Raw genomic sequence first — 17,752 nt, forward strand, 5'->3', positions numbered from 1 at the left:
CGCTGTTGTGTCGCGGCCGTTGGAACAGTAAGTTGTCCTGGAATCGGTTCCCCAAGGATGCGGCCAAGGCTCCTCTGGGCGGACGATGATCCCGAAAGAGGAGAAGTACATGGCATTGTCACAGCGATACCGTCTTCTTGCCCCGGTCGCCCTCCTGGGCGCGGCAGCACTGGTGCTCGCCGGGTGTGCAGAAGGTGGCACCGAGGGCGAAGGCGGCACGGGCGGCGAGGCGAAGAAGACCGTCCGCATCGCGGGAGGCATCACCGGCGGTGAGGCCGACGCCCTCAACAAGTCGTTCGAGAAGTTCACCGCCGACACCGGCATCACGGTCGAGTACACCGGCGACAAGTCGTTCGAAGGAAACATCGTCACGAAGGTCACCGGTGGTGACGCCCCGGACATCGCGATCGTCCCGCAGCCCGGTCTGCTGAAGACGCTCGTCGACACCGGCAAGGTGCTGCCCGCCTCCGACGCGGTCGAGAGTGCCGTCGACGAGAACTGGTCGCCCGACTGGAAGAACTACGGCACGTTCGACGACGAGTTCTACGCCGCTCCCATGCTCGCGAACCTGAAGGGGTACGTCTGGTACTCCCCGAAGCAGTTCGCCGAGTGGGGCGTCGAGATCCCCAAGACGTGGGACGAGATGATCGCCCTCACCGACAAGATCGTCGAGACCACCGGCGGCCCCGCGTGGTGCGCCGGATTCGCCTCCGACGCCGCGTCGGGATGGCCGGGCACCGACTGGATCGAGGACCTCGTCCTGCGCCAGTCCGGCCCCGACGTGTACGACCAGTGGGTGGCCGGTGACGTGAAGTTCACCGACCCGCAGATCAAGGAAGCGTTCGACGCGGTCGGCGACATCCTGCTCAACCCGGACTACGTCAACGCCGGCTACGGCGACGTCAAGAGCATCAACTCGACGGCGTTCGGCGACGTGGCTGCGGCCGTCGCGAGCGGCGACTGCGCGCTCACGCACCAGGCGTCGTTCCTCTCGGCGAACTTCCTCGACGTGCAGACCGCCGACGGCGAGACCCCTGAGGTCGCCCCCGACGGTGACGTCTACGCGTTCATCATGCCGGGCTACACCGAGGGCGAGCTCCAGGTCGAGGGTGGCGGCGAGTTCGTCGCCGGCTTCTCGGACGACGAGTCCACTCAGAAGGTGCTGGAGTTCATGGCCTCGCCGGAGTTCGCCGACGCTCGTGTCGAGCTCGGCGGTGTGATCTCCGCGAACAAGAACGCCGACCCCAGCCTCGCCTCCAGCGAGTTCCTCAAGGAAGCGATGACGACGCTCCAGGACGAGTCGACGGTCTTCCGTTTCGACGCCTCCGACCTGATGCCCTCCACGGTGGGCTCGGGCTCGTTCTGGAAGGGCATGGTCGACTGGATCGACGGCAAGGACACCGACACGGTGCTCTCGGACATCCAGGCCGGTTACGAGAACTGATCGTCGCCTGACGATCGGCTGAGCCGAGCGGGGTCGGGCTGCACCAGCCCGACCCCGCTTCTCCCATCCGCACCGCCCGAGTGCGTCGTCGTACTCAGAAGGGGACACCCATGTCGCAGACCACCGTCGACAGGCCGGTCGACACCGAACCCGCCGTGACCACTCACGCGCAGGACCCCAAAGGACGATCGATCACCCGAATCGTCGTCGCCGCCGGCTTCGCCCTGATCGTCCTGCTCTTCTTCCTGCTGGCCTTCACGGCCTCCAGCGAGGAGTCAGCACGCATCACCATCGGGTTCTCGCTCAACAGCTTCTTCCTCTGGCTCGGCGGTCTGAACCCGCTGGTCCAGATCCCCGTCATCCTGGTGGTGTTCGGGATCGTGGTCGGCATCATCCTCGTGCTGATCGAGTTCGCCCCGCGGCCCGGCCGCGGCTACTTCATCATGCGGTTGGCGGCCTGCCTGCTGATCCCGCTGCTGGCCTTCCTCCTGCTGCGTCCCTACGCGAACGCGGTGGTGTACGTCGTCGCGATCGCCCTGCTGGTCGGTGGACTGCTCTTCTTCGCGGACTTCCGTTCCCGTCAGGGCGCAGGCTACCTGTTCCAGCTGATCCTCTTCATGGCGCCGGCCAGCATCATGCTGATCCTCGGTCTGATCTACCCGGCGATCTCGACGATCTTCAAGTCGTTCTTCGACAAGTCGGGCGAGCAGTTCGTCGGCATGGAGAACTACATCTGGGTGTTCACGAACCCGACCGGTACGGCGTCGGTGGTCAACACGCTGCTGTGGGCGCTTCTGGCGCCGACGATCTCGGTCGTGATCGGTCTCGCCTACGCGGTCTTCATCGATCGCGCCCGCGGCGAGAAGATCCTGAAAGTCCTCGTGTTCATGCCCGTCGCGATCTCGTTCGTCGGCGCCGGCATCATCTGGAAGTTCATGTACGACGCCCGCCAGGGCGACCAGGTCGGTCTGCTGAACGCCATCGTCACCGCCTTCGGGGGCGACCCGGTGCAGTGGCTGGCGATCAAGCCGGTCATCAACACGCTCATGCTCCTCGTCGTCTTCATCTGGACGCAGACCGGTTTCGCGATGGTGATCCTGTCGGCGGCCATCAAGGCGGTCCCCGTCGAGCAGATGGAGGCGGCGCAGCTGGACGGCACCAACGCGTGGCAGCGGTTCCGCAACGTCACGGTCCCCGGCATCCGCTCGTCGCTGATCGTCGTGCTCACGACCATCACGATCGCTTCGCTGAAGGTGTACGACATCGTCGCCGTCATGACCGGCGGTCGCGACGATACGACCGTCCTCGGCTTCGAGATGGTCAACCAGCAGCAGCGGTTCCAGAGCTACGGTCACTCGTCCGCTCTGGCCGTCGTCCTGTTCCTGTTCGTCCTGCCGCTGATCATCTACAACGCCCGATCGATGGCCAAGCAGAGGGAGATCCGCTGATGACCGTCGCAGCACCCACCACACCGGTCGACAACCGCACGGCCCGCCAGGTCGCGCGCGACACCCGCAAGAACGAGGCGATCGCCCACAAGAAGCTGACGTCGAAGGGCGCGACGATCGCGGCCGTCATCATCGCCATCTTCTGGACGATCCCGACGTTCGGCCTGTTCGTCACCTCGTTCCGACCCGGCGCCGACACGCAGTCGACCGGTTGGTGGACCGTGTTCACCAACCCCGACTTCACCCTCGACAACTATTTCGAGGCGCTGAACTCGGGCGGTACGTCGACGACACTCGCCTCGGCGTTCGTGAACTCGCTCGCGATCACCATCCCCGCGACGGTCTTCCCGATCGTCATGGCGGCGCTGGCGGCCTACGCGTTCGCGTGGATCGACTTCAAGGGGCGCAGCGCGCTGTTCGTCTTCGTGTTCGCCCTGCAGATCGTGCCGCTGCAGATGGCCCTCGTGCCGCTGCTGTCCCTCTTCTCGCAGGGGCTCACCATCAACGAGGTGCCGATCTTCCCGGGCTTCGGTCTGAACGACGTGCAGTACAGCTTCGCCCGCGTCTGGATCGCGCACGCCATTTTCGCGCTGCCGCTGGCGACGTTCATGCTGCACAACTTCATCGCGGAGATCCCGGGTGAGGTCATCGAGGCGGCGCGGGTGGACGGCGCCGGCCACGGTCAGGTCTTCTTCCGGATCATCCTGCCGCTGGCCGCTCCGGCGATCGCGTCGTTCGCGATCTTCCAGTTCCTGTGGGTGTGGAACGACCTGCTGGTCGCGACGATCTTCGCTTCGCCGGGCGCCCTGCCGATCACGCAGGCGCTGAACTCGCTGTCGGGAACCTGGGGCAACCGCTGGTTCCTGCAGTCGGCGGGCACGTTCATCTCGATCATCGTCCCGCTCATCGTGTTCTTCGCGCTGCAGCGCTTCTTCGTCCGCGGCCTGCTCGCGGGTGCGACGAAGGGCTGAGCCCGGAACGACGAGAGAGGGGGATGCCGGTGGCCACCGGCATCCCCCTCTTCGTTCGTCTGCGGGTCAGCCGCCGCAGCCGAGGCGCTGCTGCATCGAGGTCATCGCCTGGATCTCGAAGGACTGGCCTTTGATCATGGTCTGAGCGACCGTCCGGACCCGCTCGTCGGCGGCGAGGTCGACGGCGGCCTCGGCCATCGGGATCGCGCCCTCGTGGTGGCGGATCATCAGGGTGAGGAACGAGCAGTCCGCCTGCTGACCGGTGGCCGCCTTGAGAGCTGCCAGCTCGGCGTCCGAGGCCATGCCCATCTGCTCGCGCATCTCTTCGTCCGAGGGGGGCTCGCCGTCGGTGCCGCCGTGCGCATGCCCGGAATCGGATGCCGCCATCCACGCCATCGGCTGGTCGTCGTACTGCGGCAGCCCCCAGCGGACCAGCCAGTCCAGCATCTCGCCGCGCTGCGACGACTGCCCGGTCGCGATGTCGTACGCGAGGGCGCGGAGCTCGTCGTCGTCGGTCTCGGCGTAGATGGTCATCGCCATGTCGACCGCCTGCGCGTGGTGCATCTGCATGTCGCGGGCGAAGCCGGCGTCGGCGGAGCCTTCACCCGGGGTGGAGCCGGCGATGCCGAACGTCGAGAAGCGGCCGATCGCGAACGCCACCGCGGCGATGGCGAGGCCCACGAGCAGCACGACCCACCACGGGGGCAGGGTGCGCTCGGTGCCCGGCTCGTCGCCGACGGTGCCGTCGGTCACTGCTTGCCGGGCGCGTCCAGAGCGCCGGTGCACGCGGCGCCCGGCTCGGGACCGTTCACGTTGCGCCAGTAGGCCTTGATGAACTCGCCGATGCGCTCATCGTCGGGGGAGTCGACCTTCAGCTGCGCGTTCCACGCGCTGACGGCGATGGGAGTGTCCATGTCCTCGTAGGGCGAGAGCACGGTGTAGTCCGAGGGCAGCTGCGCGTCGAGGGCGTCGATGCCCGCCTGGTCGACCTGCACCGGGTCGTACGTGATCCAGATGGCGCCGTGCTCGAGGGTGTGGACGGCGTTCTCGTTCGGGACGGGCTGGTCGTAGACACCGCAGTTCAGCCACACCGCGTTGTGGTCGCCGCCGGCGGGAGGGGTCTGCTCGTAGTCGACGACACCCTCGACGTGGTTCGCGGTGTGCTCGAAGGTCTGCACCCCCGCGATGCCCGAGCCGTCGCCGTCGCCGCGGGCGACGGTCACGGGGCGCGGGGTGAGAACGACGGAGGCCACGACGAGGCCGACGATAAGCACGGCGGCGATGACGCTGACGATCCACCAGGTGGTCTTCGTGCGGCGGCGCTTAGCGAGCTGGCGCTGGTACTCGGCGAGCTTCTGCTGCTTCTGATGCTCGCGCTGCTGCTTCACGGTGAGGTTCAGCTGCGCCTGCGTGGCAGGGTTGCCGCTCGTGCGCTTACCGGTGGGATCGTTCGGGGTCATGGGAGTGGCCTCGTCGGTCGGGGTGGGGAGGGCGCAGGTGCGCCGCTTCGATTCTATTCGCAGGCATCTGCACGGGCCCTGGGCGGTGAGCGTTTCATAGGGTCTCGTGACGTGGGAGGCATCCCGCGCGGCTGCGCAAGGGGTGCCTGACGGCGCCCCGCGTCGAGCAGGATGGGACTGATGACAGTGCCCACGCACGAACACGAGATCGGTATCGGCCTGCGGCTGGCGGTGATCGGCGCAGTGCTCCTCGTCGCGGCCGTCGCCACCGGGATCGCCGTCGAGTCGACCGACTCCGAACTCATCGACCTCGATTCCTGGTGGAACGCCTACGTCGCGACGTTCCTCCCCGGCATCCGACCCGTGTCGCTGCTCATGAACGTCCTGGGCGCGGGGGTCATCGGGACCTACGTCGTGCCCCTCGTCGGCGCGGCCTTGCTGCTGCTGGCCCGGCGGCCGTGGGGCGCCGTCTTCTTCCTCGCCGCGTCGATCGTGGGCGCGCTCGTCGTGCAGCTGCTCAAAGGGATCTTCGGCCGCGTGCGGCCGGAGGAGATGCTCGTCATCTCCGACCACGGGTCGTTCCCGTCCGGCCACACGGCGAACGCCGCCGTGATCGCCACCGTCGCGGTCGTCCTCTTCCCGCGCGTCTGGGTGCTCCTCGTCGGGGTCGCGTGGACCCTGCTTATGGCGTTCAGCCGCACGCAGGTCCATGCGCACTGGTTGACCGACACCCTGGGCGGGACCGTGCTCGGTGTCGCCACGACGCTGCTGGTCGCGGCGGCGCTGACGATCCCTGTCGTCCGGGAACGCGAGCGCCGGTTCTCGCTAGGCTGAGCGGCATGAGCGCCGAGGAAGCCGCTGCCGAACTCGCCCGTCTCGAAGCCGAGGCCGCCGCCGCAGAGGCGGAGCTGAAGCTCGCGAAGGCGCAGGCCGCCCTGGCCGCCGCACGTGCGGCGGCCGCACGGACACAGACGGATGCCGCGCCTCCGACCGCGGCCGGCCCGGACGGCGATCCCGCCCCGGCCGCCGACCCTCCGCCGCCCGCCGCGCCCGCTCCTGCCGACGCACCCACTCCGGCCGACGCACCCACTCCGGCCGACGCGCCCGCTCCCGACGCGCCCACCGGCCCGCTCGACGCGGAGGAGGTCGCGCGGATCGTCACGGGGTACACGTTCGAAGAGGAGACGCTCGACCTCGGCGCGCTCGTCAACGGCGACCCGGTCCGCGAAGCGCAGATCCGAATCCCGCTCGCGATGACCAACAGACACGGGCTGGTCGCCGGGGCCACCGGCACGGGCAAGACCCGCACCCTGCAGGGGCTCGCCGAGCAGCTCGCGGGCAAGGGCGTGCCGGTCTTCGCGGCCGACATCAAGGGGGACCTCACGGGGGTCGCCACGGCCGGCGAATCGAGCCCGAAGCTCCTGGCCCGCACCGAGGCGATCGGCCAGGCGTGGGAACCGGCGGCATCCGTCACGGAGTACTTCGCGCTCGGCGGCATTGGTACCGGCGTCCCGGTCAGGGCCACCGTCACCGGGTTCGGTCCGCTGCTGCTGAGCCGCGTGCTCGGTCTCAACGAGACGCAGGAGTCGAGCCTCGGCCTCGTCTTCCACTACGCCGACGCGCACGGGCTGCCGCTCGTCGACCTGGCGGACCTGCGCGCCGTCCTCACCCACCTGACCAGCGACGCCGGCAAGCCCGAGCTGAAGGACCTCGGCGGGCTGTCCTCCGCCACGGCCGGTGTCATCCTGCGCGAGCTCATCACCTTCGCCGACGGCGGCGCCGACGTGTTCTTCGGCGAGCCGGAGTTCGACGTCCGCGACTTCCTGCGCACCGCCCCCGACGGACGCGGGATCATCTCGCTCCTCGAGGTGCCCGGCATCGCCGACAAACCCGAACTGTTCTCGACGTTCCTCATGTACCTGCTCGCGGAGCTGTTCGAGATCCTCCCCGAGGTGGGGGATGCCGCGAAGCCCAAGCTGGTGTTCTTCTTCGACGAGGCGCACCTGCTGTTCCGCGACGCGTCGAAGGCGTTCACCGCGGCGATCGTGCAGACCGTGCGCCTCATCCGCTCGAAGGGGGTCGGAGTCTTCTTCGTGACGCAGACCCCGAAGGACGTGCCGGGCGACGTCCTCGGCCAGCTCGGCTCGCGCATCCAGCACGCGCTCCGCGCCTTCACGCCCGACGACGCGAAGGCCCTCCGCGCGACGGTGGGCACCTATCCGACCTCGGGCTACGACCTCGAACGCGTGCTGCAGGAGCTCGGCACCGGCGAGGCGATCGTGACCGTCATGAACGAGAAGGGCGCGCCGACGCCCGTCGCCTGGACGCGGCTGCGCGCGCCGCAGGGGCTTATGTCCCCGACCCCGGCGGCCGCCGTGCAGGCCGCCGTCGCGGCGTCGCCGCTGCTCGCGACCTACGGCACCCCGGTCGACCGGGAGTCCGCGCGCGAGATCCTGGCCGCGAAGATGGCGGCGGCGGACGCCGAGGCGGATGCCGCCAAGGCCGCCGCCGACAAGGCGAAGGCCGACGCGGAGTACGCGAAGCAGAAGGCCGCGATGGACAAGGCGCAGAAGAAGGCCGAAGCCGACGCGCAGCGCGAATACGACCGGATCCTCCGCAGCACCGGCGGCCGCACCCGGACCTCGCGTCGCGTCGAGTCCTCGCCGCTCGAGCAGATCCTCGGATCGAAGGCGACGCAGTCGATCATCGGCAGCGTCATCCGCGGCGTGTTCGGGAACGGTCGGCGGTGAGTGCGGCATCCCGCATCCGTCCGTTCCGTCCCGGGGATGAACCCGCCCTCGCCGAGATCTGCCTGCGGACCGCCGACGGCGGCGGCGACGCGACCGGGATCTTCGAGGACGACGCGATCTGGGCCCACATCTGGGTCCTGCCCTACGTCGAACGCCACCCCGACGTGGCTTTCCTCGTCGAGGACGAGGACGGCACCGTCACGGGGTACGTCGTCGCGACGCCCGACACCGACGCGTTCGAGCGGTGGTTCCACGACGAGTGGTGGCCGCGCCACGCGCACCGCTGGCCGAAGCCCGAGCGCGAGGTCACGCGTCAGGACGGCACCCTGCTCTACGCCTACAGCCGCGGGAAGGAGCCCGAGCGGTACGCCGACGAGTTCCCCGCGCACCTGCACATCGACCTGCTGCCGCAGGCCCAGGGCAAGGGCGCGGGGCGCCGCCTCATCGAGACGCTCTTCCACGCGCTCCGCGAGCGGGGTGTCTGCGGACTGCACCTCGTGGCGTCGGCGGGGAACACCGGCGCGATGGCCTTCTACACCCGCCTCGGGCTCGCGCCACTGCCCTCGTCGCCGGGGTCCCGCGCCTACGGCGTGAAGCTATGAGCGGTGCACCGGGATCGGCATCGTCGACGTGTCGATGAGCGGGTCGTCGTCCTGACGCTCGACGACCTCGACCGCCTCCGCGCGCGTCTCGACGGTCGGCACCGAGCCGAGCAGCGGTCGCTTCGCGGTCTCCTTCATCGACAGCAGCGCGATCCCGCCCAGCAGCGCGAAGAACATGATGTAGAACGCGGGCATGTAGGTGTTGCCGGTGGCGTCGATGAGGGCCTGACTGAACAGCGGAGTCGTGCCGCCGAACAGCGAGACCGAGACGTTGTAGGCGATCGCCATCGCGCCGAACCGCGACGCGGTCGGGAACAGGGCCGGCAGTGTGGACGCCGACACGGCGACGTAGAAGGCGACGGGGATCGCCACCATCCCGAGGGCGACGAAGACCGCCCACTCCTGCCCGATCTGCATGATCGCGAACGCCGGGATCATGAGCACGATCGTCGAGCCGGCGGCGATCATGTAGACCGGCCGCCGGCCGATCCGGTCGCTCAGCATCCCGATGAACGGCAGACAGGCCGACATCACGAGCAGCACCGGCACGGTCGCCACGGCCGCGCCGAGGTTCGAGATCCCGACCTCGGTCTCGAGGTAGGTCGGCATGTAGCTCGTGAGCGCGTAGCCGGCGGTGTTCGTCGCCGCGACGATCGCGATGCCGATGAGCACCTCGCGCCAGTGATGACGGAGGATGCCGCCGATGCCGTGGCGTGCCAGCGGGTCATCGCGGTCGATCTGTCCTTCGGTCTCCGCGGCGTTCTCGTAGGCGGGGGTCTCGGGGATCTTCAGGCGGAACCAGATCGCGACGATGCCGAGGGGGATCGCGACGAGGAACGGGATCCGCCACCCGAAGTCGGTCATCGCGGTCTCGCCCCACACCGACTCGGTGATGACGGTGGTGAGGGCGACGACCGAGGCGCCGGCGGCGAAGCCGACGTAGGAGCCCAGGTCGAGCCACGACGACCAGAAGCCGCGTCGCTTGTCGGGGGAGAACTCCGCGACGTACGTGGTGGCGCCCGCGTACTCGCCGCCGGTGGAGAACCCCTGCACCATCTTGAGCAGGTACAGCGGCACGATCGCCCAGAGCCCGATCTGCGCGCTCGTGGGCAGGACGCCGATGAGGGCGGTCGCGACGGCCATCATCGCCATCGTGAAGAAGAGGACCTTCTGCCGACCGATGCGATCGCCGAGCGGGCCGAGGACGAGGCCGCCGATGGGGCGGACGAGGAACGAGATCGCGAACCCGAGGAGGGTGACGAGCAGGTTCCACGGCTCGGGCAGATCGTCCGCGAAGACGACGGAGATCGTGACGGCGAGGTAGCCGTAGATGCCGAAGTCGAACCACTCCATGAAGTTGCCGACGACGGTGCCGCTGATGGCGGTGCGGACGCGCTTCGTGTCGACGACGACCACGTCGTCCACGTCGAGGCGTGGCGGGGGCGCCGGGCGGGTGATCGGATCGGAGGACGGGGGTACCGGCTGACGGGATGACCTGGCCATCTCTCCACGGTACGCGCGTGGTCCGCGGCCCGCATCCGTGCGGCTGTCCCTTGACAAAATCCGTCCGTCGAGCGGGGGCCGCACCCCTCCGCGGCCGGTCTATCGTGGCGACATGAGCGAGCTCTCCGCCCCCACCGGCCGCGAATCCGCCCTCGTCGCCCAGCCCCGCGCCGACGGCTCCGCGCCGCGTGCGCTGGTCCTCGGATCGACCGGATACCTCGGCGGACGCCTCGTCCCGCGACTCCTGTCGGCGGGGTACCGGGTGCGGGTGCTCGTGCGCACGCCCGCCCGGGTGGGGGCGTTCGTGTGGGGGAGCGAGGTCGAGGTCGTCGAGGGTGCGGCCGAGGACGCCGACGCCGTCGCCCGCGCCGTCGACGACGTCGACGTGCTCTACTACCTCGTCCACTCGATGGGCGGCGGCGGCGACTTCGAGACGAAGGACCTGCGGGCGGCGGAGACCGTGGCGGATGCGGCGGCCGAGGCATCCGTCGGTCGCATCGTCTACCTCGGGGGTCTGCACCCGGCCGGGGTGGAGCTGAGCCCGCACCTGCGCTCGCGCGTCGAGGTGGGCGAGGTGCTGCTGCACAGCGGCGTGCCCACCCTCGTCCTGCAGGCCGGTGTCGTCATCGGGTCGGGGTCCGCCTCGTTCGAGATGGTGCGTCACCTCACCGACGTGCTGCCGTACATGCCGGCGCCGAAGTGGGTGCGCAACCGCATCCAGCCGATCGCGGTGCGCGACGTGCTGCACTACCTGCTCGCGGCGGCGCGGGTCGACTCGGACGTCAACCGGGCCGTCGACATCGGCGGGCCGGACGTGCTCCGCTACGGCCAGATGATGAACGGGTACGCCGTCGAGGCGGGACTGCGCCAACGCGCGATCGCCGCCCTGCCCGTGCTCACCCCCGGTCTCGCGTCGCACTGGGTGAACCTCGTGACCCCCGTTCCGCGTGCGATCGCCCGGCCGCTCATCGCGTCGCTGCAGAACGAGTGCATCATGGACGACCACGCCGTCGACGAGCTGCTGCCGCGGCCCGAGGGCGGCCTCACGCCCTACCGCGAGGCGGTGCGGCTGGCGCTGCGCAAGGTCGAGGCCGACGCCGTCGAGACGAGCTGGCAGGACGCCGAGGTCTCGTCGGTGCCGAGCGACCCGCTGCCGAGCGACCCCGAGTGGGCCGGCCGGCTCGTGTTCACCGACGAGCAGAGCGCGACGACGTCGGCGAGCCCCGAGCAGCTCTGGCGCGTCATCGTCGGGATCGGCGGCGAGAACGGCTGGTACTCGTCGCCGTTCCTGTGGGCCGTCCGCGGCTGGATGGACCGACTCGTGGGCGGTGTGGGCCTGCAGCGCGGGCGCCGCAGCCGCGGCAAGGTCGCGGCGGGCGACGCGATCGACTTCTGGCGCGTCGAGGCCGTCGAGGAAGGGCGACTGCTGCGCCTGCGTGCGGAGATGAAGGTGCCGGGCCTCGCGTGGCTCGAACTGCGCGCGAGCCCCGAGGGGTCGGGCTCACGGTACGACCAGCGCGCCGTCTTCTTCCCGAAGGGGCTCGCCGGACGGCTGTACTGGTTCGCCGTGCTGCCCTTCCACGGCTTCATCTTCCAGGGCATGGCGAACCGCATCGCGGCCGCCGCCGAGCGCGAGGCGCCCGTCGCCTGAGGTCTCAGGCCGTGAGGCGGCCGTTCGCGACGCGGACGGTCCGGTCGACGAGGGATGCCGGGACCTCGGCGTGCGAGATGAGCACGACCGCGTGCGACCCGTCGACCGCGCCGAGCAGGTCGGTCAGCAGCGCATCGGCGGCGGACGGGTCGACGCCGGCGGTCGGTTCGTCGAGGATCAGCACGGGGAAGCCGCGCAGCAGGGCGCGCGCGAGCGAGATGCGCTGGGCCTGACCGCCCGAGACGAGCGCGCCGCGCTCGCCGACCCGCGCGTCGAGTCCGCCGCGCGCGCGGAGCCAGTCGCCGAGGCCCACGCGCTCGAGGACGCGCACGAGCTCGTCGTCGGTCGCGGTGTCGCGGGCGAAGAGCAGGTTCTGGCGGATGTCCTCGTCGAAGAGCATCGGATGCTGCTCGCACAGTCCCACGGTCTGTCGCAGGTCGTCGGGGGCGATCGCCTCGACGGGGCGCCCGCCGATCGTGTACTCGCCGGAGACGGCGAGGAAGCGGACGAGGGCGGCGGCGAGGGTCGACTTGCCCGCGCCGCTCGGACCGACGACGTGGATCCGCTCGCCGGGGCGGACGTCGAGGTCCACGTCGGTCAGCGCGGGGCGGTCGGCGCCCGGCCAGCGGACCGTGACGCCGCGCAGACGCAGGCCGTCACCGAGCGGCGGTGCCTGCCCCGTCGGCGCGCCTGCGGGTGGGATCTCGGCCGGCACCGCGGCGGGGACGACGCCCGCGACACGCGTCGCGGCCGCGCGGACCTGCCGCCACGCGGACGCCGCGAGCGGCACGGCCGTGTAGACCTCGAACACCGCCATCGGCACGAGCACGACCACGGCGAGGGACGGGCCCGAGAGCGCACCCTCGGCCGCGGCCGGGGCGGCGGCGACGAGCGCGAGGACGGTCGCGGCGCCGGCGGCGAGCGACACGAGGGCCGCCGTCCCCGCCTGCGCCGCGGTGCGCCGGAGCAGGGCGCGCCGCAGCGCCGCGTCCGCGGCGCGGACGTCGGCACGCGAGTCGTGCTCCGCGCCGTAGGCGACGAGGACGTCGAGGCGCGAGAGGTGGTCGAGGATCGCACCGCGGAGTCGTGCGCGCAGGGGGGCGATCGAGCGCTCGGCGCGGGCGCCCGCCGTCCAGCCCCACGCGGTCGCCGCGACCCCCGCGCCGACGAGGCACGCCGCGAGGGTGAGGGCGGCGGGCCACCACACGACGGCGACGAGCACGACGGCGCCGACCGCGACGGCGGCCGACGACACGAGCGGCAGGACGACGCGCAGCGGCAGGTTCTGCAGTTCGTCGACGTCGTCGACGAGAGCCGTCGCCGCATCGCCCCGGCCGGCCGAGGCGAGCCCAGCGGGCGCGTGGGGGAGAAGGCGGCGCACGAGGTCGGTCCGCGTGCGGGCCAGTTGGCGCAGCACCGCGTCGTGGCCCGCCAGGCGCTCGGTGTAGCGGAACACGGCGCGGGAGAGGGCGAACGCCCGGACCCCCACGACCGCGGTCGTGATGTAGAGGACGAGCGGTTGCTCGGCGGCGCGCACGATCAGCCAGGCGCTCACGGCGAGCAGGGCCACCGCCGAGGCCTCCGAGAGGAAGCCCGAGGCCAGGGCGGGCCAGAGGCGGCGGACAGGCGGCACGGCGCCGCGCAGCACGTCACGGGTCGTCGTCACACCGACACCCCCGCACCGGTCAGCCGCACGACGCGATCCGCGATCGCGCGGGCGCTCGTGCGGTGCGAGACGAGCAGGATGAGGGCCCCGGCATCCGCGATCGATCGCAGCGACCGCCAGAGGTGCGCCTCCGCGGCGGCGTCGAGCGCGGCCGACGGTTCGTCGAGGGCGAGGACGGGGGCGTGCCCGCGCAGGTGGCGGGCGACCGCGCGGGCGACGGCGACCCGTTGGGCCTGCCCACCCGAGAGTCCGGCGCCCTGGACACCCAGGACCTGCTCCGGATCGACGTCGGTGAGCCCCACGAGCGCCAGTGCCTCGGCGACCGTCGCGGCGGGCAGGTCGGCATCCCCCAGCGAGACGTTCGACGCGACCGTCCCCGCCGCGAGCCCGGGCCGCTGCCCCGCCCACGCGAGCCACGCCGACGGCGGGAGGGTGCGGACGTCGCGGCCGTCGAGCTCGATCCGGCCCGTCGCGGGCGCGAAGCCCAGGAGGGCGTGCAGCAGGCTGGACTTGCCCGCGCCGCTCGGCCCCTCGATGAGGACGATCTCGCCCGACCGCGCCTCGAGGTCCACCGGCGGCAGGTCGCGCACCCGGACGTCCGTCAGCCGCAGCACGTGCGCGCCCCGGCTCACTGCCGCCGCCGCAGGTGCCGACGGTGTCGCCGCGGCGGCCTCGTCGAGGACGGCGAACACGTCGCGGGTCGCCGCGACGCCCTCGCTCGACGCGTGGAACTGCACCCCGACCTGGCGGATCGGCAGGAACGCCTCGGGCGCGAGCAGGAGGACGAAGAGCCCGACCGTCAGGCTGAGCGACCCGTCGAGCAGCCGGAACCCGATCGTCACGGCGACGATGGCGACCGAGATCGACGCGAGGAACTCGAGGGCGAACCCCGACAGGAACGACACCCGCAGCACGGTCATCGTCTCGCGCCGGTAGTCGTCGGTGACCCGCTCGATCGAGTCCGCGGCGCGATGCTGCCGCCCGAAGACGGTGAGGGTGGACAGTCCCTGCACCGTTTCAGCGAAGCGTGTGGCGAGGTGGGTGAGCGTGTCCCACTGGCGGCGCTGGACGCTGCGGGTCGCGAGTCCGATCAGCACCATGAAGATCGGGATGAGCGGCAGGGTGAGCAGGACGGTGAGGCCCGAGACCGCGTCCGCGGTCCCCATCACCGCGAGCAGGATCGGCGTGGCGACCACGGTCTGCACGAGCTGGGGCAGATAGCGGCCGATGTAGGGTTCGAGCGCGTCGAGTCCGCGCCCGGCGACGAGGGCGAGCTGCGCCGTGCTGCGGGTCGCGGTCCACCCCGGCCCGAGGCGGCCGATCGCGTCGAGCACGGAAGCCCGCAGCTGCGACTCGACACGGGCCGACGCGCGGGCGGCCACCCGCTCGCGCGCGAACGAGAGCACCGAGCGGAGGAGGACGACGGCGGCCAGGGCGAGGAGGGTTCCCCCGATCTCGCGTCCCGCGATCGCGTCGACGACCGCTCGCGTCGTCAGGAAGGCGAAGCCGACGACCACCGCCGTCTGCGCCAGCGCGAGCAGTCCGATGAGCAGGAGGAAGGATCGGGATGCCGTCGCGTACCGCCACAGCCGGGGGTCCACCGGCGGCTGCCGCCGTTCGAGCTCGGGGGCCATGGGTCGATCCTCCTCCGCCGTCTCAGTGGGCGGGCGCGGCATCCGCCTTCTCGATCTGCGCACGCGAGATGCGCTTGCGGAAGACCCAGTACGTCCAGGCCTGGTAGGCCAGGATGCCCGGCAGGAAGATGACCGCCGCCCACGTCATGACCCCGAGCGTGTAGTCGGTGCTGGACGCGTTCTCGATCGTGAGGGAGAACGCCGGGTCGGTCGAGGACGGCATGACGAAGGGGAACAGCGCGAACCACAGGGTGAGGACGGCCGTGACGATCGTGACGGCGCCCAGCGCGAAGGCCCACCCGTCGCGCTCCCGCAGGTTGGCCACGGCGGAGCCGATCAGGGCGAGCGCGGCGGCGACGCCGCATCCGATCACCGCCGCCAGTGCGGGGGCGTCGCGGTCCATCGCGATCGCCGTGGTCCAGACGACCGTCCCGGCCGCGAAGAGGATCGTCGGGATCGCCACGCGACGGGCCAGGGCGTGAGCGTCCTCCTTCACCCGGCCGTCGGCCTTCAGCCCCACGAAGTACAGACCGTGCAGGAAAAAGAGCAGCAGGGTGGTGACACCGACCCACAGTCCGTAGGGGTTCAGGAGGGTGAGGAGCGACCCGGTGAACTCCTTGTCGGCGTCGATCGGCACCCCCTGGACGATGTTGCCGAACGCGACCCCCCAGAGCAGGGCCGGGACGACCGAGCCGATGACGATCATCCGGTCGAAGCCGCGCTTCCACGCGAGCCCCTCGCGCTGGTGGCGGTACTCGAACGAGACGCCGCGGAGGATGAGGGCGAGCAGGATCAGCAGCAGCGGCAGGTAGAACCCGCTGAACAGGGTCGCGTACCACTCCGGGAACGCGGCGAACAGGCAGGCGCCCGCGACGATGACCCACGTCTCGTTGAGGTCCCACACCGGCCCGATGGTGTTGATGACCTGGCGCCGCGACACCTCGTCGCGGCCGAGGAACGGCAGGCTCATCCCGACGCCGAAGTCGAAGCCGTCGAGCACGAAGTAGCCGACGAAGAACACACCGACGACGAAGAACCAGAGGTAGGCGAGATCCATGGCGTGCTCCTAGTAGACCGTCGAGGGGGTCTGGTCGACCGGCAGGTCGCGTGGGTCGGGGTCGTCGGGCCCGGGCAGGGGGTCGGGACCCTTCTGTGCGGCCTTCAGGATGAGGCGGAACTCGACGACGGCGAGCGAGGCGTAGATCGCGGTGAACGTGACGAGGGAGATGAGCACCGTCCAGCCGGGGACACTGGGCGAGACGCCGTCCTCGGTGAGCATGAGGCTGAACACGATCCAGGGCTGGCGGCCCATCTCGGTGAACACCCAGCCGACGAGGCTGCCGAGCAGGGGGAGCGGGGCGGACCAGATCGCGATGCGCCACATCCAGTCGGCGACGGGACGGGTCGCCTTCTTCCGCGTGACCCAGAGGCCGGCGACCGAGATGAGCGTCGCCAGACCGCCGAAGCCCATCATCCAGCGAAACGACCAGTAGGTGACCCAGATCTCGGGACGGTAGTCGACGCCGGCGCCGAAGCGCTGCGTGTAGAGGTCCTGCAGATCGTTCAGTCCTTCGACGCAGCCGTCGAGCGTGTGGGTAGACAGGAAGGAGAGCAGGTAGGGAACGCGCAGCGACCAGATCTCCTCCGAGCCGTCGGGTGTGCCGATCGAGAAGATGGAGAAGGATGCGTCGGCGCCGCACGCGTTCTCGTACAGGGCTTCGGCGGCCGCCATCTTCATCGGCTGCGTCTGCACCATGACGAGCCCGAGCTGGTCGCCGCTGATGGCGGTGCCGGCGAAGGAGATGATCATGAACCACATGCCGTAGCGGAGGGCCGGACGCATCGTCTCGACGTGCTGCCCGCGGCGCAGGTGCCAGGCGGCGACGGCGATGATGACCGCCGCGGCGAACATGAACGCCGAGAAGATCGTGTGCGGGAAGGCAGCGAGGGCGACCGGGTTGGTCAGCAGCGCGAAGAAGTCCGTGAGCTCGGCGCGGCCGGTGTCGGGGTTCAGCGTGTAGCCGACCGGGTTCTGCATGAACGCGTTCGCGGTCAGGATGAAGTACGCCGACAGGATCGACCCGAACGCGGTCGCCCAGATGGTGAGCAGGTGGATGCGGCGGGGCAGCTTGTCCCAGCCGAAGATCCACAGGCCGATGAAGGTCGCCTCGAAGAAGAACGCCATGAGGCCCTCGAAGGCGAGCGGAGCGCCGAACACGTCGCCGACGAAGCGGGAGTATGCGGACCAGTTCATGCCGAACTGGAACTCCTGCACGATGCCGGTGACGACGCCCATCGCGAAGTTGATGAGGAAGATCTTGCCGAACAGGCGGGTCAGGTGCAGCCACTTCACGTCGCCGGTGCGGTGCCAGATCGTCTGGAAGATCGCCACCGTGAGCGCCATGCCGAGCGTCAACGGCACGAACAGATAGTGGTAGAGCGTCGTCAGTCCGAACTGCAGGCGAGCCAGGATGAGCGGGTCCAGAAAGTCCACGGGCTTGGTCCTTCCACGGGTATGCTCCGACGCTACGACAGCCGGCTGATCGCGGCATCCGATCGGGCCGTGCAAAATACCCGGATGCCGCCGCGCCGGACACCCCTATGGTGGGAGCGGTCTCCGCCG

The 17,752-nt window shown here is 70.4% G+C and carries 14 protein-coding genes; 7 read left to right on the forward strand and 7 right to left on the reverse strand.

The features are described 5' to 3' along the window. Positions 1-109 precede the first annotated feature (109 nt). The 3 genes from Q9S36_RS12725 to Q9S36_RS12735 all read left to right on the forward strand — a co-directional run bounded on the left by Q9S36_RS12725 (position 110) and on the right by Q9S36_RS12735 (position 3,863). The gene (locus Q9S36_RS12725; RefSeq protein WP_217530807.1) at positions 110-1,444 is read left to right on the forward strand and encodes an extracellular solute-binding protein; all 1,335 of its coding nucleotides are present in this window, start codon (positions 110-112) and stop codon (positions 1,442-1,444) included. Between the two features lie 110 nt (positions 1,445-1,554). Further along, positions 1,555-2,892, forward strand: a complete 1,338-nt coding sequence (locus tag Q9S36_RS12730; RefSeq protein WP_253035413.1) for a carbohydrate ABC transporter permease — start codon at positions 1,555-1,557, stop codon at positions 2,890-2,892. Then, positions 2,892-3,863: a carbohydrate ABC transporter permease gene (locus Q9S36_RS12735; RefSeq protein ID WP_253035414.1), complete on the forward strand. Its 972-nt coding sequence runs from the start codon at positions 2,892-2,894 to the stop codon at positions 3,861-3,863. The genes Q9S36_RS12730 and Q9S36_RS12735 overlap by 1 nt, the downstream gene beginning before the upstream one ends. Before the next feature lie 66 nt (positions 3,864-3,929). On the opposite strand, the gene Q9S36_RS12740 is transcribed toward Q9S36_RS12735, so the two are convergent. Continuing rightward, positions 3,930-4,616, reverse strand: coding sequence for a DUF305 domain-containing protein (locus Q9S36_RS12740; RefSeq protein WP_311285441.1), 687 nt, complete (start codon positions 4,614-4,616; stop codon positions 3,930-3,932). Continuing rightward, positions 4,613-5,323, reverse strand: a complete 711-nt coding sequence (locus tag Q9S36_RS12745; RefSeq protein WP_311285442.1) for a DUF3105 domain-containing protein — start codon at positions 5,321-5,323, stop codon at positions 4,613-4,615. The genes Q9S36_RS12740 and Q9S36_RS12745 overlap by 4 nt, the downstream gene beginning before the upstream one ends. Before the next feature lie 180 nt (positions 5,324-5,503). Between Q9S36_RS12745 and Q9S36_RS12750 the strand changes: the two genes are divergently transcribed. The 3 genes from Q9S36_RS12750 to Q9S36_RS12760 are packed head-to-tail and all read left to right on the forward strand — an operon-like array spanning position 5,504 to position 8,675. Further along, positions 5,504-6,157: a phosphatase PAP2 family protein gene (locus Q9S36_RS12750; protein ID WP_311285443.1), complete on the forward strand. Its 654-nt coding sequence runs from the start codon at positions 5,504-5,506 to the stop codon at positions 6,155-6,157. A 5-nt stretch (positions 6,158-6,162) separates the two neighbouring features. Next, on the forward strand, positions 6,163-8,073 hold the full coding sequence (locus tag Q9S36_RS12755; RefSeq protein WP_311285444.1) for a helicase HerA-like domain-containing protein: 1,911 nt from the start codon (positions 6,163-6,165) through the stop codon (positions 8,071-8,073). After that, a complete protein-coding gene (locus Q9S36_RS12760) occupies positions 8,070-8,675 on the forward strand; it encodes a GNAT family N-acetyltransferase (RefSeq protein ID WP_311285445.1) in 606 nt (201 codons plus the stop codon). The genes Q9S36_RS12755 and Q9S36_RS12760 overlap by 4 nt, the downstream gene beginning before the upstream one ends. Here the strand turns inward: Q9S36_RS12760 and Q9S36_RS12765 are convergent. Next, the gene (locus Q9S36_RS12765; protein WP_396653758.1) at positions 8,670-10,100 is read right to left on the reverse strand and encodes an MFS transporter; all 1,431 of its coding nucleotides are present in this window, start codon (positions 10,098-10,100) and stop codon (positions 8,670-8,672) included. The two genes, Q9S36_RS12760 and Q9S36_RS12765, sit on opposite strands and share 6 nt — an antisense overlap. A gap of 190 nt (positions 10,101-10,290) precedes the next feature. Here Q9S36_RS12765 and Q9S36_RS12770 point away from each other — a divergent pair, with 190 nt between their 5' ends. Then, positions 10,291-11,829 carry an SDR family oxidoreductase gene (locus Q9S36_RS12770; RefSeq protein ID WP_311285448.1) on the forward strand — a complete coding sequence of 513 codons (1,539 nt, stop codon included), beginning with the start codon at positions 10,291-10,293 and terminating at the stop codon, positions 11,827-11,829. 4 nt (positions 11,830-11,833) lie between these two features. Here Q9S36_RS12770 and cydC read toward each other — a convergent pair whose 3' ends face one another. The 4 genes from cydC to Q9S36_RS12790 are packed head-to-tail and all read right to left on the reverse strand — an operon-like array spanning position 11,834 to position 17,623. Continuing rightward, positions 11,834-13,495 carry a thiol reductant ABC exporter subunit CydC gene (gene cydC, locus Q9S36_RS12775; protein WP_311285449.1) on the reverse strand — a complete coding sequence of 554 codons (1,662 nt, stop codon included), beginning with the start codon at positions 13,493-13,495 and terminating at the stop codon, positions 11,834-11,836. Beyond that, positions 13,492-15,129 carry a thiol reductant ABC exporter subunit CydD gene (gene cydD / locus Q9S36_RS12780; protein ID WP_311285450.1) on the reverse strand — a complete coding sequence of 546 codons (1,638 nt, stop codon included), beginning with the start codon at positions 15,127-15,129 and terminating at the stop codon, positions 13,492-13,494. The genes cydC and cydD overlap by 4 nt, the downstream gene beginning before the upstream one ends. Before the next feature lie 22 nt (positions 15,130-15,151). Next, the gene (cydB, locus tag Q9S36_RS12785; RefSeq protein ID WP_217530831.1) at positions 15,152-16,186 is read right to left on the reverse strand and encodes a cytochrome d ubiquinol oxidase subunit II; all 1,035 of its coding nucleotides are present in this window, start codon (positions 16,184-16,186) and stop codon (positions 15,152-15,154) included. A 9-nt stretch (positions 16,187-16,195) separates the two neighbouring features. Then, on the reverse strand, positions 16,196-17,623 hold the full coding sequence (locus tag Q9S36_RS12790; RefSeq protein WP_311285451.1) for a cytochrome ubiquinol oxidase subunit I: 1,428 nt from the start codon (positions 17,621-17,623) through the stop codon (positions 16,196-16,198). Positions 17,624-17,752 lie beyond the last annotated feature (129 nt).

This window comes from Microbacterium sp. ARD31 (assembly GCF_031844425.1).

What these genes read in the sequence shown, in the direction of transcription:
- Q9S36_RS12745 (WP_311285442.1), bottom strand. Translation starts at nt 5,323, where the DNA reads ATGACCCCGAACGATCCCACCGGTAAGCGCACGAGCGGCAACCCTGCC.
- Q9S36_RS12755 (WP_311285444.1), top strand. Translation starts at nt 6,163, where the DNA reads ATGAGCGCCGAGGAAGCCGCTGCCGAACTCGCCCGTCTCGAAGCCGAG.
- Q9S36_RS12770 (WP_311285448.1), top strand. Translation starts at nt 10,291, where the DNA reads ATGAGCGAGCTCTCCGCCCCCACCGGCCGCGAATCCGCCCTCGTCGCC.
- Q9S36_RS12725 (WP_217530807.1), top strand. Translation starts at nt 110, where the DNA reads ATGGCATTGTCACAGCGATACCGTCTTCTTGCCCCGGTCGCCCTCCTG.
- Q9S36_RS12735 (WP_253035414.1), top strand. Translation starts at nt 2,892, where the DNA reads ATGACCGTCGCAGCACCCACCACACCGGTCGACAACCGCACGGCCCGC.
- Q9S36_RS12750 (WP_311285443.1), top strand. Translation starts at nt 5,504, where the DNA reads ATGACAGTGCCCACGCACGAACACGAGATCGGTATCGGCCTGCGGCTG.
- cydB (WP_217530831.1), bottom strand. Translation starts at nt 16,186, where the DNA reads ATGGATCTCGCCTACCTCTGGTTCTTCGTCGTCGGTGTGTTCTTCGTC.
- Q9S36_RS12730 (WP_253035413.1), top strand. Translation starts at nt 1,555, where the DNA reads ATGTCGCAGACCACCGTCGACAGGCCGGTCGACACCGAACCCGCCGTG.
- cydD (WP_311285450.1), bottom strand. Translation starts at nt 15,129, where the DNA reads ATGGCCCCCGAGCTCGAACGGCGGCAGCCGCCGGTGGACCCCCGGCTG.